Source organism: Flavobacterium panacagri, from assembly GCF_030378165.1.
In the GTDB taxonomy this organism is placed as follows: domain Bacteria; phylum Bacteroidota; class Bacteroidia; order Flavobacteriales; family Flavobacteriaceae; genus Flavobacterium; species Flavobacterium panacagri.
In genome coordinates this window covers 5,590,639-5,605,784 of the sequence record NZ_CP119766.1, presented here as the reverse complement: position 1 = coordinate 5,605,784, position 15,146 = coordinate 5,590,639, and the positions used below count along the sequence as shown (strand labels likewise).

Annotated in this window: 13 protein-coding genes; 12 read left to right on the top strand and 1 reads right to left on the bottom strand. The window is 31.8% G+C overall.

Translation table 11 applies throughout. The annotated features are described in order from the left end of the window. Positions 1-109: 109 nt before the first annotated feature. From P2W65_RS23705 to P2W65_RS23660, 10 genes are all read left to right on the top strand, one after another. Positions 110-1,135, top strand: a complete 1,026-nt coding sequence (locus tag P2W65_RS23705; protein WP_289661967.1) for a T4 RnlA family RNA ligase — start codon at positions 110-112, stop codon at positions 1,133-1,135. A 506-nt stretch (positions 1,136-1,641) separates the two neighbouring features. After that, positions 1,642-2,919: a class I SAM-dependent methyltransferase gene (locus P2W65_RS23700; RefSeq protein ID WP_289661965.1), complete on the top strand. Its 1,278-nt coding sequence runs from the start codon at positions 1,642-1,644 to the stop codon at positions 2,917-2,919. A 3-nt stretch (positions 2,920-2,922) separates the two neighbouring features. Next, positions 2,923-4,107 (top strand): hypothetical protein, encoded by a 1,185-nt coding sequence (locus tag P2W65_RS23695; RefSeq protein WP_289661963.1) that lies wholly within the window; start codon positions 2,923-2,925, stop codon positions 4,105-4,107. 11 nt (positions 4,108-4,118) lie between these two features. Then, positions 4,119-5,018 carry a phosphatase domain-containing protein gene (locus P2W65_RS23690; RefSeq protein ID WP_289661960.1) on the top strand — a complete coding sequence of 300 codons (900 nt, stop codon included), beginning with the start codon at positions 4,119-4,121 and terminating at the stop codon, positions 5,016-5,018. A 335-nt stretch (positions 5,019-5,353) separates the two neighbouring features. Beyond that, positions 5,354-6,151 (top strand): TatD family hydrolase, encoded by a 798-nt coding sequence (locus P2W65_RS23685; protein ID WP_289661957.1) that lies wholly within the window; start codon positions 5,354-5,356, stop codon positions 6,149-6,151. An 80-nt stretch (positions 6,152-6,231) separates the two neighbouring features. Continuing rightward, complete coding sequence (locus tag P2W65_RS23680) at positions 6,232-6,948, top strand: DUF434 domain-containing protein (RefSeq protein ID WP_289661954.1); 717 nt, start codon at positions 6,232-6,234, stop codon at positions 6,946-6,948. A 1-nt stretch (position 6,949) separates the two neighbouring features. Continuing rightward, on the top strand, positions 6,950-7,636 hold the full coding sequence (locus P2W65_RS23675; RefSeq protein WP_289661952.1) for a tRNase toxin domain-containing protein: 687 nt from the start codon (positions 6,950-6,952) through the stop codon (positions 7,634-7,636). A 111-nt stretch (positions 7,637-7,747) separates the two neighbouring features. Further along, positions 7,748-8,506, top strand: a complete 759-nt coding sequence (locus tag P2W65_RS23670; RefSeq protein WP_289661949.1) for a nucleotidyltransferase domain-containing protein — start codon at positions 7,748-7,750, stop codon at positions 8,504-8,506. A gap of 11 nt (positions 8,507-8,517) precedes the next feature. Then, complete coding sequence (locus P2W65_RS23665; RefSeq protein ID WP_289661947.1) at positions 8,518-9,576, top strand: nucleotidyltransferase domain-containing protein; 1,059 nt, start codon at positions 8,518-8,520, stop codon at positions 9,574-9,576. Between the two features lie 196 nt (positions 9,577-9,772). Next, a complete protein-coding gene (locus tag P2W65_RS23660; RefSeq protein ID WP_289661945.1) occupies positions 9,773-12,202 on the top strand; it encodes a S8 family peptidase in 2,430 nt (809 codons plus the stop codon). On the opposite strand, the gene P2W65_RS23655 is transcribed toward P2W65_RS23660, so the two are convergent. Then, positions 12,199-13,224: an AAA family ATPase gene (locus tag P2W65_RS23655; RefSeq protein WP_289661943.1), complete on the bottom strand. Its 1,026-nt coding sequence runs from the start codon at positions 13,222-13,224 to the stop codon at positions 12,199-12,201. The genes P2W65_RS23660 and P2W65_RS23655 overlap by 4 nt on opposite strands. A gap of 539 nt (positions 13,225-13,763) precedes the next feature. Between P2W65_RS23655 and P2W65_RS23650 the strand changes: the two genes are divergently transcribed. After that, a complete protein-coding gene (locus tag P2W65_RS23650) occupies positions 13,764-14,198 on the top strand; it encodes a hypothetical protein (RefSeq protein WP_289661940.1) in 435 nt (144 codons plus the stop codon). A 60-nt stretch (positions 14,199-14,258) separates the two neighbouring features. Then, positions 14,259-15,098 (top strand): carboxypeptidase-like regulatory domain-containing protein, encoded by an 840-nt coding sequence (locus P2W65_RS23645; RefSeq protein ID WP_289661938.1) that lies wholly within the window; start codon positions 14,259-14,261, stop codon positions 15,096-15,098. Positions 15,099-15,146 lie beyond the last annotated feature (48 nt).

The following is a 15,146-nucleotide window of genomic DNA, read 5'->3' as shown; positions in this document are numbered from 1 at the left end:
TTTCTCCCTTCGGTCGAAATGACAAACTGTGCGACTTTTCGAGAAATAAAAAATCTACGCAAAATAACTGCGCAGTAGCTTTTGAATCTTTGTTCAAAGGAAAGAACTAATGAATACAACGCTTTTAAAAGAAATGATTTCGGCAAACTATGTAAGGGTAAACAAACACCCTGAACACGATTTGTACATTTATAATTATACTCAAAATGCCCAATTTGAGAGAGTTTGGAACGAAATTACCATTGCTTGTCGTGGTCTTATTTTAGATAAAGATTTAAATGTTGTGGCAAGACCTTTTCCAAAGTTTTTCAACTTAGGCGAAATAGAAAATCAGGTTCTTCCAGAATCCCCTTTTGAAGTTTACGATAAAATGGACGGCTCGTTGGGTATTTTATACTGGATAGAAAATGTTCCTTTTATGGCCAGCAGAGGCTCTTTTGCCAGCGAACAGTCAGATAAAGCAAATGAAATGCTTCACGGAAAATATAAAGATTCATGGTCGCTTTTGGATAAAACCAAAACCTATTTGTTCGAAATTATTTATCCTGAAAACCGTATTGTTTTAGATTACGGAGCATCAGAAGAGTTGGTTTTGCTGGCGATTATTGATACCAATTCAGCAGAAGAATTTCCGTTGGAAGATATTGGTTTTCCTGTTGTTGAAAAATACCACGGAATTAAAGATATTGAGACTTTAAAAGAAATGGAATTGGCCAACAAAGAAGGTTTCATTATCAAATATGCAAACAACTTCCGTGTAAAAATTAAATTTGACGAATACCTGCGTTTGCACCGAATCATTACTCAGGTTTCGAATTTGAATATCTGGGAATATTTAAAAACAAAGCAATCAATGGAAGAAATTCTGGAACGTGTTCCTGATGAATTTTTCAGCTGGGTTAAGCAGACAAAAGCCGATTTGGAAAAAGAATTTATAGCGATTGAAGAGCAATGCAAATTGGATTTCAGAGTTTTAGAATCCCGAAAAGAAACTGCTTTTTATTTTTTAACCTGTCAATATCCAAATGTTTTATTTGGAATGTTGGACAACAGAGATTATTCAGAGACAATCTGGAAAATGATTCGTCCAAAGCATGAAAAACCTTTTAATAGAGAAGAAGAAGAAGAAAACTAAACCAGTATGGACTTGAAGTCCATAGGTTTGATTGGCAAACTTAAAGTCTGTAAGGTTGTAAAGCTTAATTTCAACCGCAAATTACACAAATTCACACAAATTAATTTGCGAAAATTTGTGCAATTTGCGGTAAAAAAATTTTTAGAAGCTGAAAGCGAAATGCACTAAAGTACATAGTTTGAAACTATTTTTGAGACCAATCAATATTAGATTACATTTTTAACATACTAATGATTTGATAAAGCGTATTTATGACGCGGATAAAACGGATTTACTTCGTAAAAACGCGGATTAAAACTGATTTTCTGTTTAAATTATTAAAAAATCCGTTTTTATCCGTGTCTTCGCTTTAGCGAATCTGTAAAATCCGCGTCTAATTAGGCGGACTTTGAGAAGTATCAATATAAAAATTTGCACATCGTGTGCACTTTTTAAAAATTAATTTCTAACTACGCAAAATAACTGCGCAGTGACAAAAATATATTTGTCAAACAAAACAAAAAGCCATGATTATTAAACTTAAATCAGATAATAAATACTTTTTAGATATTCTTTATAAAAACCCAAATACAGACCAGGGGCTTTATTTGAAGGAATTGAAAAACGGAATCGTAATTGGAAATGTAATCGCTGAAAACGAATATCACTGTGTTTTTCTGGACGGTAAAAACAGCTATCTGCCGGAAGAAGGAAATCAAATTGATTTTCAAAGCTATTGCAGTCCGTTATTGGCATTGAACATGATGACGGAGTTTTTCAATCATTTGTATAAAGAAAATAAAGTTTTAGACGAAACAGTGATTCCATGGTTAGAGAAAAACTATGATGAAGTGGATACAGCGAAATGTACAATAGAGGTTCCAACTTTTTTTATAGATTCCAACTGGTATAAAAACGAAAAATACCTTTTGTCAAAATACATAGACGGAATTACGCTGGTTCATAAAATAGGAAACAATTTCGAATTAAAAATCGAAGGGTCTACGGTAAGAGAGGCCATGCAGAAGTTTTCGTTGGTGGCATTATTTACCCATTTTACCAACAAATATGCAGTGTACACCTTCATTGATGATTATTTTATTCAAAAGCATATAACCATGTTTACGAATCTTACCGGTGTTCCGTACTTTGTTTTTTATCTTTTCATAAAAAGAATTATGCGTTCTCCGGTGCAGTTTGAGAAATTTAAACCGCAGTTGGAAGCTTATTTTGATAACGAAGTTCAGTTTGGATTTACAGACACGCATCAGTCCAGAAAAGAATTTATCTGCGGTAAAATTAATTTTGATGAAGCTGTTTTAGACTTTGGCTGTGGCGAATTGCAGTATTATAAAATGCTTTATAAAAAAGGATTTACAGCGGATTATTATGCGTATGACGAAGTTGATTTCAAACACATTGCCGATAAAATTCAGGAATCAGAAAGAACAGACAATTTAATCTGGACAGAAAATCTGGCAGAACTTAAAGATTTTGAAGGACAGATTATTTTAAGTGAAGTAATTGAACACAATTCGGTTGAAGACGCAAAAGAGTTGTTGATCTGGATTAGAGACAATACAAATTTTACCCAATTGTTTGTTACAACGCCAGACAAGGCTTTTAATGTAAATTACGAATTGACTGAAGAATTTCGACACGACGATCATGATTTCGAATTATCAAATGCAGAATTTGTAACGTTTATAAATGAAATTTTTCCAAATCCGAAAACATTTCACGGAGTAGGAGATTGTGTAAAAGGAGTTTATCCAACAAGCGCTGTAATCATTCAAAAAAAGTAGAAAATGTTAGACTATAAAGTAAGAAACAGAATAGAGTGGTTTTGCCAAAATAAAATCAATGATTTTTCGCCAACCATTTCGCCTGCGCCAAAAAATAAAGAAAGAAACGAGATTGAAAGCATCGAAACAGCGATTCAGTATTATATGGAAAACGGTGTTAACGAATTTGTAGTTCAAAAGAAATACATGGGTTCGTACTGCACCATTTATCTAAAAAGAAATATTGAAGAAACCTATTTCGTTTCGAGAAATGGCCACAAAATAGATCATATTGACATTGAAAAAGCGATTGATAGCCTGAAAGATTTACATGCAAAAATGCTAATTGATTTCCCTGAATTCGAAACTCTTTTGATTGCCTCTGAATTGTTGCCATGGAAAGTTTTGGGAGCCGGATTAATCGAAAAAGAATTTATAGGTTATTATGAGGCTTTGCAGACACACAATTCTTATTTAAAAGATTTGGGATTGATTGAAAAATTAAACAATGTCAAAAAAGATCAGGACTTTACAGCTTATGTTTCAGATAAAAACCAACTTTCCAGAAAGGAATTTGCAGGCAAGCACAAAATGCATATTATCCGTCAGTATGATGCTTTGCAGGCAGTAAAAATTCCGGATTTGAATAAACAGCAAGAGTCATTAAACGTGTTCAAAAATCAGATTGATACTTTTGGAACAGAAGGCGAAATTTGTTTTAAACCGTTTACGATTTTAAAAGAAGTAAAAATTTCGGGCGAGGAAATAATGCTAAACAGCAATTTGACTTATAAAATGATTAACGATGATCCGTTTTTGCATTTGGAAATTACAGCTTCCAATAAAGAAGAAAAGCTAAAAGAAATGTATGCTTTTTTCGAAAAACTGACAGAAGCAAACGAAGAAGGAATCATGATTAAGCCAGTTCAGAATTACATTAAAGGTTTGCCACCGTGTTTTAAAGTCAGAAATAACAATTACCTGACGATGATTTACGGAGTGAATTTCCATCAAGATTTTGATTATTATTTGGATAAAAGAAACGTAAAAAAGAAGCTGGAACAGTCTATAAACGGCTGGGAAATCAACCAGAAAATGCTTCAGATTCCGTATAAAGATTTAGGAGAAGAAAACTATTTAATGCGGTTGCTTCTTTTGAAGAGAATCAATAATGAAGAAATAGAAAAAACATTAGATCCAAGATTATAAATAGTACAAAAATGAAAAAGATACCAACATTAACGATATTAGTCGGTTGTCCGGCATCAGGAAAAAGTACGTTTGCAGAATGGAAAGTGAGAACTGAAGCCAAAACCATGCGAATTAGTCGTGATGAAATCAGGTTTTCTCAATTTCAGGAAGTGATGGATCCATCGGTTGAAAATATGATTTCTAAAATTATCAATGTCCAGACCAAAACCCTACTTTCAAACGGATGGAATGTGATTTTGGATACCTGTAATGTTAAGGCAGAATACCTAAAACAGCCAGTAACTGAATTTTCAGAAATGGCCAATATCGAATTCAAAATGTTTGATTTGCCATTGGAAGAACTTTTTAGCCGAAATAGCAAAAGAGACCGAAAAGTGCCAAAAAAGGTAATCGAAAACATGTATTACCAATTGCAGAAAACCAAAGAAAAATTCGATTTTAGCCCGATAAAAAAGGTGGAAAAAAACCTGGAATATTGCGACCAAAACCCAGATTTGCCAAAAGCAATTATCTGTGATCTTGACGGAACGCTTGCGCTAATGAATGGAAGAAATCCGTTTGATGCCAGCAAATGTGATGAAGATGAACTCAACAATCCGGTAGCAAATGTGTTGAGAAATTACAAGAAATTAGGATATCAAATACTTTTGGTTTCGGGAAGAGAAGACCGATACAAAGAACCAACCTTGCGTTTCCTTGAAAAACACGAAATCGAATACGACGACTTGATCATGCGTAAAACCAAAGACAGCCGAAAAGATTCGATCATCAAAACCGAAATCTATAACGAATCGATCAAAGATAAATACTTTGTAGAATTTGTTTTAGACGATAGAAATCAGGTAGTAGATACTTGGCGAAATGATTTGAAATTGCCTTGTTTTCAGGTGTATTATGGAGATTTTTAAAAAAAGGTTCAAAGTGACAGAGTAACAAAGGCGCAAAGGTCTTTCCGCGCTTTATGTCATTTTGACGAAGGAGAAATCACACGCGGGATTCGACAAAGATTGGCGACATTCTGTGCGGAGTTTCTAGTGCGATTTCTCCCTTCGGTCGAAATGACAAACTTTACGAAAAAAAACTTTGCGACTCCGCTCCCGATAGCTATCGGGATTGCGAGATTAAAACGCAAATACATTAGCGTCCTAGCGCCTTAGTGGCAAAAAATAAATAATTTAAGGCAACAGAGAGGAAAAAAACCTTAGCATCTTAGCCTCTCAGAACCTTAGCAACTTTAAAAAATATGAATTACATAGACATAGGTATCAACCTAACCAACAAACAATTCCAAAACGACATAGACGATGTCGTACAAGACGCGCTCGACGCCGACGTATCGCAAATGATACTTACAGGCACCAGCGTACGAAATAGTGAAGAATCTGCGAAGATTGCAAGACAATATCCGGGCGTGTTGTACGCTACGGCGGGAATACATCCGCATGATGCGAAGAGTTTCGATGCGCAGAGTATTTCGAAACTTAGGAAATTATTAGAACTGAAACATGTCGTTTCCGTTGGCGAATGCGGACTCGATTTTGATCGTGATTTTTCGCCTCGAAACAAACAGGAAGAATGTTACAAAGCCCAATTAGAATTGGCGATTGAAGTACAGAAACCTTTGTTTTTGCACGAAAGAAGTGCTTTTAGTTCGTTTATGAATAGTACCAAAGACTATTTACCGCAATTGCCAAAAGCCGTTGTGCATTGTTTTACGGGAACGTTGCAGGAAGCCAAAACCTATCTCGATAACGGATTTTATCTGGGTTTTACGGGAGCGATTTCAGATGCCAAGCGTTTCAGCCATTTAAAAGAAGTCATTCAGTACGTACCGCTCGACCGAATGATGATTGAAACCGATGCGCCCTTTATGCTTCCTAAAAATGTCCCAAACAGTCTTTTGAAGAAATACCACGAACGCCGTTGCGAACCTGCTTTTCTGCCTTATGTTGCCGGAACAATTGCACAGTTTAAAGGGATTACTTTAGCTAAAGTAGCGGAGGAAACGACTCGAAATTCTAAAAGCTTTTTTGGGATTTAGGTTTGTTTTCCTAACAGGTTTTAGAAACCTGTTAGGTATAATTTTGTTCAAAACCGTAATATGTTTTATAAATTAGCAATATGACAGATTTAAAAAACAGAGGAAAAGAAGCAAGTGACGATACTTTATTCGGAACGGAGAAAATACAGTTGAAACTAAAAGAAGCCGTAACAGATTTGTCTTATTTCCTGAGCAGAGGTTATGGCGAAAAAGCAACATTAGCTTTAGTTGGAAACCGATATCGTTTAAATTCCCGACAGCAACAAGCCGTCCGCGGAATGAGTGCCTCTCAAAGTCAAATTGAAAATCGACAATCTAAAGAAATTCAAAGTCATGAATTAGAAGGAAAAGAAATTGCGATAGATGGTTTTAACGCTTTGATTTTATTAGAAAGTATTTTGTCAAATGCTTATGTTTTTAAGGGACAAGATGGTTTTATTCGTGATCTGTCGAGTGTTCACGGAACTTATAAGAGAGTGAAACAAACATCACTGGCAATAGAAATAATTGCTGATTTTTATAAAAAAGAAAAAATTAAAACGATTTACTGGTTTTTCGATAAACCAGTTTCAAATAGTGGGAGATTGAAAAAGATGATTGAAGAAATAGCTTTAGAAAATCAATATGATTGGAAAGTTGAACTGGTTTATAATCCAGATAAAGTTATTGCAGAAAGTAATTGGATTGCTGTGACTTCTGATGCCTGGATTTTGGATAATGCATCGTCGAATTTTAATTTGATGAAATATGTTTTGTCGCAAACGACTGTAAATGAAAATGTAATCTGTTTGGAATAAAATGAAATCGAATGTTCTTTTTAATGAAATAAAAGCGGTGATTCCAGATTTAAGTAAAGAATGGAAAGAAAAATACGCTTTGTTTCTAACAGATGAAAATCTGGAGCTTTTTTCAGAAAATCTGATTTCATACTACAGTCAGAAAACAGAAATTTTGAGACTTCCTTATTTCAAAGACGAAATTATAGTTTCATTGCAAGATGCTGTTTCTTGTTTTAAAGACGTTTTAGAAAACCTGGAAAATAATTCAGAAGGATTAAAACAGAGTTTAATTCAGACTTTAGAAAAAACACCTTTTGAAGTTACTTTACTTATTTTGGGTCAACGTTTAACATCTGCCAGCAAGCGTGATGAAACGGGAATTCCACCTGAAAGTAAAGTTCTTTTAGAAAGCTGTTTTGAACCTTTCAATAAAGAAATTTCGATTGCATCGAGAGCTTGGGAAAAACATGTCGGCAGAAAAAAAGACAGTATTTTTGGAGAGATAAAAGGAAATGCAATCGAGAAAAAAGAAAAAGTAGAAAAGCTTATTCATTACATTATAAATCATAAAACGTGGTGGAATATTTTTTATCATTATAAACACGGTTTGGTTTATGAAATAAGAGTTCAAAACGGACAAGGATTAAGATGGTCTGCTGATGGAAAACAATTTATAGGGTTTTTAGAAGACTTTTTAGAAGAATAAAAATGGAAACAGTTTAGTTAGTTTACTGCCACAAAGGCGCTAAGACGCAAAGAAAACTTAATAGAAAAAAACTTTAGTGCCTTAGCGCCTTTGTGGCAAAAAAAAATCATCATGAAAGAAAAAATACTTCAAAAATTAAAAGAAATAGAGAAACAAAAAGACGTAGAAATACTTTTTGCGGTAGAATCCGGAAGCCGTGCTTGGGGATTTGCTTCTCCAGACAGCGATTACGACATTCGTTTTGTATACAAACACAAACCAGAGTATTATTTATCGCTTTGGGAAAAACCAGACGTAATAGAATTCATGACCGAAGATGATTTGGACGGTTCAGGCTGGGATTTACGTAAATCCGTAAGGTTATTAGCAAAATCCAGTGCATCTTTGATGGAATGGCTGTTCTCGCCTGTTGTGTATTATGAAAATGAAGTTTTTGTAAAACAAATGCGTGAGATAGCCACAGAATGTTTTTCGCCAATCGCGGTTTTGCACCACTATTTAGGAACAACAAAAAACTTTATGGAAGTTTGCGAAATGGAAGAAATAAAACTAAAAAGTTATTTCTATGCCTTACGTACTGCTTTAGCCGGAAAATGGATTATAGAAACCAATACATTTCCGCCCGTTGCTTTTGCCGATTTATTGCCCATTGCACCACAAAACATACAAGAAAAAATACTGGAATTACAACAAATAAAAGCCAATCAAGACGAAAAATACCTGCATCCAAAAGAAGTTCTAATAACTGATTTCTTATTGGAAACGGTAAAATTCAATCAGGAAAATGCAAATAAGTTGGAAAGCGGGAAGAAGATCAATGAAGAATTAGATTTGTTTTTTAAAAATACCGTTTTCAACTTTCCAAAATAATTTGATAAATCATGACGATCCAAAACCTTAAAGCTCAAAATTTAATCCTTTTCGAAGTTATTTCGGGAAGTAAATCTTTTGGGTTAAATACGCCAACATCAGATACCGATATTAAAGGTGTTTATTATCTGCCAAAAGAAAAATTCTTTGGGTTAGATTATATTCCGCAGATTAGTAATGAAACGAATGACGAGGTTTATTACGAAATTGGTCGTTTTGTAGAATTATTGCTTAAAAACAATCCAAATATTTTGGAGATTTTGGCTTCGCCGGAAGATTGTATCTTGTACAAGCATCCGTTAATGGAACACTTAAAAATAGAAGATTTTTTATCTAAACTTTGTAAAGATTCTTTTGCGGGTTATGCGGTAACACAAATCAAAAAGGCGAGAGGTTTAAACAAGAAAATTGTTAACCCAATGCCAAAGGAAAAGAAAAGTCTTTTGGATTTTTGTTATGTTTTAAAAGGGTATGAAACTATTCCATTATTAGAATTTCTACAAGAAAACAATTGGAATCAAGAGCAGATTGGTTTGGTAAATCTTCCTAATTCAAAAGGAATGTTTGCGATGTTTTATGACGATAATAAAACTTTAGGCTATAAAGGAATTATTCAGAAAGAAAATTCGAATGAAGTGTCACTTTCATCCATTCCAAAAAAGGAAAAGGGGATTGGTTATTTATCCTGCAACCAAGACGGATATTCAAAATATTGTAAAGAATATACCGAATACTGGAGCTGGATTGAAAAACGAAACGAAGAGCGTTACCATACCAACCAGCAACACGGAAAAAATTACGACAGCAAAAACATGATGCACACCATTCGTCTTTTGCAAACTGCTGAACAAATTCTTTCTACAGGCAAATTAAATATTAGAGTTTCCAATCGTGAAGAATTATTAGCTATAAAAGCGGGAAACAAAGAATATGATGATTTACTGGAAATGGCAGATCATTTAATTACTTCGATAGAAAGTCATTATTTAACTTCAAATCTTCCTGAAAAACCAGATGAAGAAAAGGTAATTCAGACTTTGATTGAAATTAGGAAAAAATTGTATAAGTAGATAATTCCTGTTATTTGAATTTTGACTAAAGTAGCGGAGGAAACGACGTTGAATTCTAAGAGCTTTTTTGGGATTTAGGTTTGAGAGTTGAAATTTCTTTTAAATAATAACATTTCGACGGATTTATTTGTTAATTATGGATTAACGTAATCATAAGATTTTTTTTATAATTAGATTTGAGTCTAAATTTTTTAATATGAATAGACATGTTTATTTAAATAATGATAAATCAAATCACCCTAAATTTAACAGGCAGAGAAATGTTAGTAATGGTAAAAATAATACTAGAGCTGAAGAGAATGACGAACAAAATGAGCCAAAGATAATTCAACAATATCAAAAGGATAATTTACGAAATTTTAATGCTGATTTTTTTTATAAACGAAAGTATAGAACTGAAAGAAGAAGTATTGAATTACCTGCATATATTGATCTAATAAAAATCAGATTTTATAATACTTTTAATCTGGACTTGCGTAACAAATTCTTTGAGAAATATGGCTTATATCCTGTTGAATATAAGGATTTTAATAAGACTGTTGTTTTTGAAATAATGGATATGAATTCTTTTAATAATTTCATAAACCATATCCAGTTAATTATTAATAGTAAAGAAGGGACTTCTTATTATAATCAAGATTATAATTTACTAGCTCTAATTTATCAATTTGAATTTGTTGATTCAAAAGCAAGAGTTCAAACATATAGTAATGAAGGAGTTTTACTAAATTTGATAAAATCAATTAGTACAAATTCAGAACTACAAAAAGAGAGATTGTTTCAATATTTAAAAGAAAGCAATTTTCAATATTCGTATGATAAAGAGTCTCCTGATATGTTATCTATAGATTTGATTGATAGAAAGAATTTAAAATTTGTTGCCGATAATTTTGATATAATAAAAGCTATTATAAGTTCGAGGATTCAAAAAATCAGACCTGGTTATAATGGACCCATAAGAGATTATGATTTTGAAGTCAAATTAGTGAATTCTATTACTACAGTTGGTATTATTGACACTGGTGTTCAGAGAATTTTGCCATTAAAACCAATAATTTTAAATGAACATATTGATCATACTAATAATGGAGCTTTTTGGGATGAAGTAGGGCATGGCACAATGGTAGCAGGTTTGGTTGCTTTAGGTGAAGATTTTTATAAAGAAATAAAAAATGAATACAAGGCTAAATCAAAAATATTTGTAATTAAAGTTATACATAATGATAATGATCCTCTTAATATACCGAAATTAATTAGTGATATTCGACAGGTAAAAAGAAATCATGGAATTAGAATATTTAATATGTCTTTAGTTATTCCTGGTGCAAAAAAATATAATGAAACATATAGTCAATTTGCATATGAATTAGATAAACTTTCTTATGAAGAAGATGTTTTAATTTTTATTTCTGTCGGTAATTTTAGTGCCGAAAGTTTAAAAGCATTAATTGAAGAAGAGCCTCATCCCGACCATGATTATCCTGACTTTTTTTATAAAAGGGATATGACTACTCTAGTTCATTCATGTGAGGATACTAATATTTGTATTCCTTCAGAATCATTGAATAATATTTCTGTGGGAGCTTTAGCTGGAAATCTGGAAGAATTTGATAATTCTCATATAACTCCAAATCAAAGTTATCCTGCATATTATACAAGAAAGTTTCATTATGATTATTCTCAAAGTGTAAATGGACAACTAATCAAGCAAAAAAATAAACATTTAAACAAGCCTGATTTTATTTTTGAAGGAGGGGATTTGTTTAGCGAAAGATCGGGACTTGAAATTTTAAGATCTCCATTTGCTATGGAAGATAAATTTTATGGTCGTTCATGTGGAACAAGTTTAGCAACTCCTCTAGTTACATCCTATGCATCTGAAATATTAAATACTTACCCGAATTTAAAAACGCAGACTGTAAAAGCATTACTGGTAAATTCAGCAACATATTATAGTAAAAATAAGTTGCCTCATTTTAGGGAAAAACCGGATTCTTTACTTAAAAGCTTAGTTGGATTTGGCAGGCCTTTAAAATCAGATTTAATTTTTAATAGTAATAATTCTATTTCATTCATCATTGAAGATAATATTAAAATTGGTGAAATAATAAAAGTTCCAATAAACTTACCTATGTATTTAAAGGATAGTGGTAACAAATTACAATTTGATATTTCATTATGTTATAGTTTTATGCCAGTAAAAGATAATCAATTAGACTATAATCCGTTGCATATTTCGTTTAGTTTGACCAAAGATATTGATGTCGTAAAATTTGAGGATGGAATACAAGATGATTATGGTATAAAGAAGACAATTTCTTGGAGTGAAGATCACTTTGGTATTGATAATAGATTATTTTCAAATAGTCAATTTATGACTTATAGATTACAACCTACGGATTTTGTTAATATAGATGACACTTTAGCTTTATCTGTAAGATGTCTTACTAAAAATCAATACTTAAAGGAATTATCAAAAAGTAATCATTCATTCTCTATTGTTTGTAAAATTTCTGAATTAACTAGCAATAATGGAGTTAGTAATTTATACTCAGAGATGCTAGAGGTAAATGATTTTTTAGAAATTGATAATAATTTAGATCTGGATCTTGATTTAGAAAACTAGATGCCTATTGATTTTTTTTCAATATCAATTAAATTTTTCCAAACTGTAGTATCAATTTTAGGAGACAATACAAATTCAGGCTTAGTAACAGCAAATAGACTTCTTTTTATTGCTGTTACTAGCGTTTTTTGTATACTATAATAAGATAGACCAACACTATACTTAATTAATTTATTTGCTTTTAATTTATTATCAAAAGTAAAATTTCCATTTTTAAGTGTTAATGAAATTAAATCTGTTATTTCCTTTTCAGTAGGTAAATTAAAACCAATAGAAAAATCAAATCTTCTTAGTAAAGCTTCATCAAGCATTTCTTTTTGGTTTGTAGCGGCTATAACAATACTATTTTGCGGTAGATAATCAAACAGTTGTAAAATAGTATTTACAACACGTTTCATTTCTCCATGATCTTGATTATAATCTCTTACTTTTCCAATAGAATCAAATTCATCTATAAAAATTATACAATCTTCAGAAGCTGCTTTTCGAAATATTTTGGATAAATTTTTACTGGTTTCTCCCAATTTAGAAGAAACTATGGCTCCTAAATTAACTACAACCATCATTTTGTTCAATTCCCCGGCAACGACGTAAGATGCTAAAGTCTTTCCACAACCAGAAGGCCCATGTAGTAATAATTTATTTGAAACAGGTAGATTAAATTTCTGTAATAATTCTAATTTGTTATGCTCTTCAATAAAATAATTCAAATTTTCTATTACAGTTTTATCTGCAACGATATTATGAAGATTATAATCAGATGTTAATTTCTCTAGAATTAAATCTCCAACTTCTTTGTCTTCAATTCTGTTGAAATAAGAATCTGACCCAGTTTTAAGTAAAGAGGAATTTTTTTGATGTTGAAAAGATTCTTTTAATATAGACTGTAATTGAATAGCAAAATTTACTTTCTTGCTTTTTTTTGAATAATCAATAAATTCGTTTAAAGCAGACAATAATTTCTCCTGATCATTTTCAAGACCATATTTAGCAATATCTTTTATGTAATCAGATTGACTCATTGGCGCAAAAGTAATGATTTTTTTAAGTTTTTCTGAAATTTGTTCTTTGTAGAATTATTATTCCACTAAAATTTTATTTCTCATTCATTTTGTAGTTATCTTAGCTATTAACACACAAACCACCAATTATAATTTCTATCTTTGTTTTCAATCTAAATTTAGTATTATATTTTAAAATAGACAAAAAATATAAGCTATTTCTTTCTTTTTTAAATAAAAATATATCTTGTTCTCGATAAAAACATTTTATCGGCAATCGAGAACTTTGAAACTTTACAAGTTAACCTAAACGAAGCCTTCATTCACGTTACTGAAGCTAGTGATAGCTCTAACGCATTTTAGATGTTTTGGAAAAAATCGAAGATTTAAATCATCCCAATAAAAACCCAAACCCTGCAAATACCAATTTGCAGGGTATTTTTTTAGTATCAAATCGTACTTTTAATTCTGAGATTTTTTAACATTTTAAAGACATTATTTTAAGAATAAACTGATTTAAAATTCTTACATTACCACCTCAAAATAAAAGCCGATTAAAGATGAATATAAGCATCTCAGTAAAACAATTAGGAAAAAAACATCCGCTTCTTCAGGAAAAAAGTATAGCGCTGGCTATAGAAAATCCTGTTATTTCCACACAAAAACTAATCGAATCGATTGTAGATTATCAGGTGCAATTATTCCATGCTTCTTCCTTCGAGTTTGAGGACGAAGACAAAATCCATCTTCCAAAAGAAAATTACCTTCCCATTCTAACCGATACGGGAAAAGTGGGTTTTGGCGCACTTTATAACCACAATAAAGTAGATTTGGCAAAAGCGCAGGAAAATGCCATTGTAGCTTTCGAAGACGGTTTGTACGCTGTTTTCTACGGCGACGATCAGCTCGAAACCTTAACCGAGGAAATCGATTTATCCAAAAATAAAGCCATCACTTTTATCAGGCTTACGTTCTTGGCGGGAAGCTATTGGTAATTGTTGTGCGAAATTCTAAACCAACACACGTTAAAACAGATACAAGGAATCACAAAATAAATGAGAAAAAGAACTTTCATCAGTATAATTATAATTAGCGTTTTGTTTCTTTCGTGTAGTCAGAAAGTAAATGACTATTATTCTGGGTTCGTTGTCGATGAATTTGGAAAACCAATCGCAGATGTTTTAATTGAGGAAAATACAGAATCTAATCCACTGAAAACACATACAAATAAAAGCGGTTTTTTTAAGTTGAATAGAATTGAAGGTATAATCTGCAACCTAAGATTAATGAAAAATGGATATAAATCCGACACCATTTCAACTTTTAAAATTCGTTATGAATCGACAGGCACCGATGGAGATACTGAATATTTATCACTTCTCACAAGTGACACGACAAAAATTATATTGCAAAAACAATCCAACGATTTTTATAACGCAAAAGACTTGCTTGTAAGTGAAATTAAAGACATAAAAGAAATTCCATATATCCAAAACTGTAATGATGAAATTTTTTGGAATTTGGTCAAACAAGGAAAGAAAAATATCCCTGATTTAATTAACAAATTGACTGACAAAACTGTTTTAAAGGAAGTTTATGTTCCTATGTTTGGCGGAGAATATACAGTTGCAGATGCATCTTTAGTAATTCTTAATGAAAAAATAAAAGGTATTCCAATTTTCGAGTTGATAGGACAAAAGTTTAGTGAAGAATGTGGCTATTGTGCTTATTGGTATTATGTACGAGAAAAAACCGAAAATAGAATCCATTTGCAAAATAATTTAAAGAAATGGTATGAAGAAAATGAAAACAAACTTGTATGGGTAGAATCAAACAGTTCTTTAACTGGAGATTGTTTTTCGCCTGCAAAAGGACATTACGAAATTAAAAAATAAAGCACTAATCTGTTAATTGTCAATTTCAATGGCAAAAGTCAATTAAAA

Excerpts from the sequence above, each read along its gene's own strand:
- P2W65_RS23685 (WP_289661957.1), top strand. The coding sequence starts at position 5,354 with ATGAATTACATAGACATAGGTATCAACCTAACCAACAAACAATTCCAA.
- P2W65_RS23695 (WP_289661963.1), top strand. The coding sequence starts at position 2,923 with ATGTTAGACTATAAAGTAAGAAACAGAATAGAGTGGTTTTGCCAAAAT.
- P2W65_RS23660 (WP_289661945.1), top strand. The coding sequence starts at position 9,773 with ATGAATAGACATGTTTATTTAAATAATGATAAATCAAATCACCCTAAA.
- P2W65_RS23670 (WP_289661949.1), top strand. The coding sequence starts at position 7,748 with ATGAAAGAAAAAATACTTCAAAAATTAAAAGAAATAGAGAAACAAAAA.
- P2W65_RS23645 (WP_289661938.1), top strand. The coding sequence starts at position 14,259 with ATGAGAAAAAGAACTTTCATCAGTATAATTATAATTAGCGTTTTGTTT.
- P2W65_RS23690 (WP_289661960.1), top strand. The coding sequence starts at position 4,119 with ATGAAAAAGATACCAACATTAACGATATTAGTCGGTTGTCCGGCATCA.
- P2W65_RS23680 (WP_289661954.1), top strand. The coding sequence starts at position 6,232 with ATGACAGATTTAAAAAACAGAGGAAAAGAAGCAAGTGACGATACTTTA.
- P2W65_RS23650 (WP_289661940.1), top strand. The coding sequence starts at position 13,764 with ATGAATATAAGCATCTCAGTAAAACAATTAGGAAAAAAACATCCGCTT.
- P2W65_RS23665 (WP_289661947.1), top strand. The coding sequence starts at position 8,518 with ATGACGATCCAAAACCTTAAAGCTCAAAATTTAATCCTTTTCGAAGTT.
- P2W65_RS23675 (WP_289661952.1), top strand. The coding sequence starts at position 6,950 with ATGAAATCGAATGTTCTTTTTAATGAAATAAAAGCGGTGATTCCAGAT.
- P2W65_RS23700 (WP_289661965.1), top strand. The coding sequence starts at position 1,642 with ATGATTATTAAACTTAAATCAGATAATAAATACTTTTTAGATATTCTT.
- P2W65_RS23705 (WP_289661967.1), top strand. The coding sequence starts at position 110 with ATGAATACAACGCTTTTAAAAGAAATGATTTCGGCAAACTATGTAAGG.
- P2W65_RS23655 (WP_289661943.1), bottom strand. The coding sequence starts at position 13,224 with ATGAGTCAATCTGATTACATAAAAGATATTGCTAAATATGGTCTTGAA.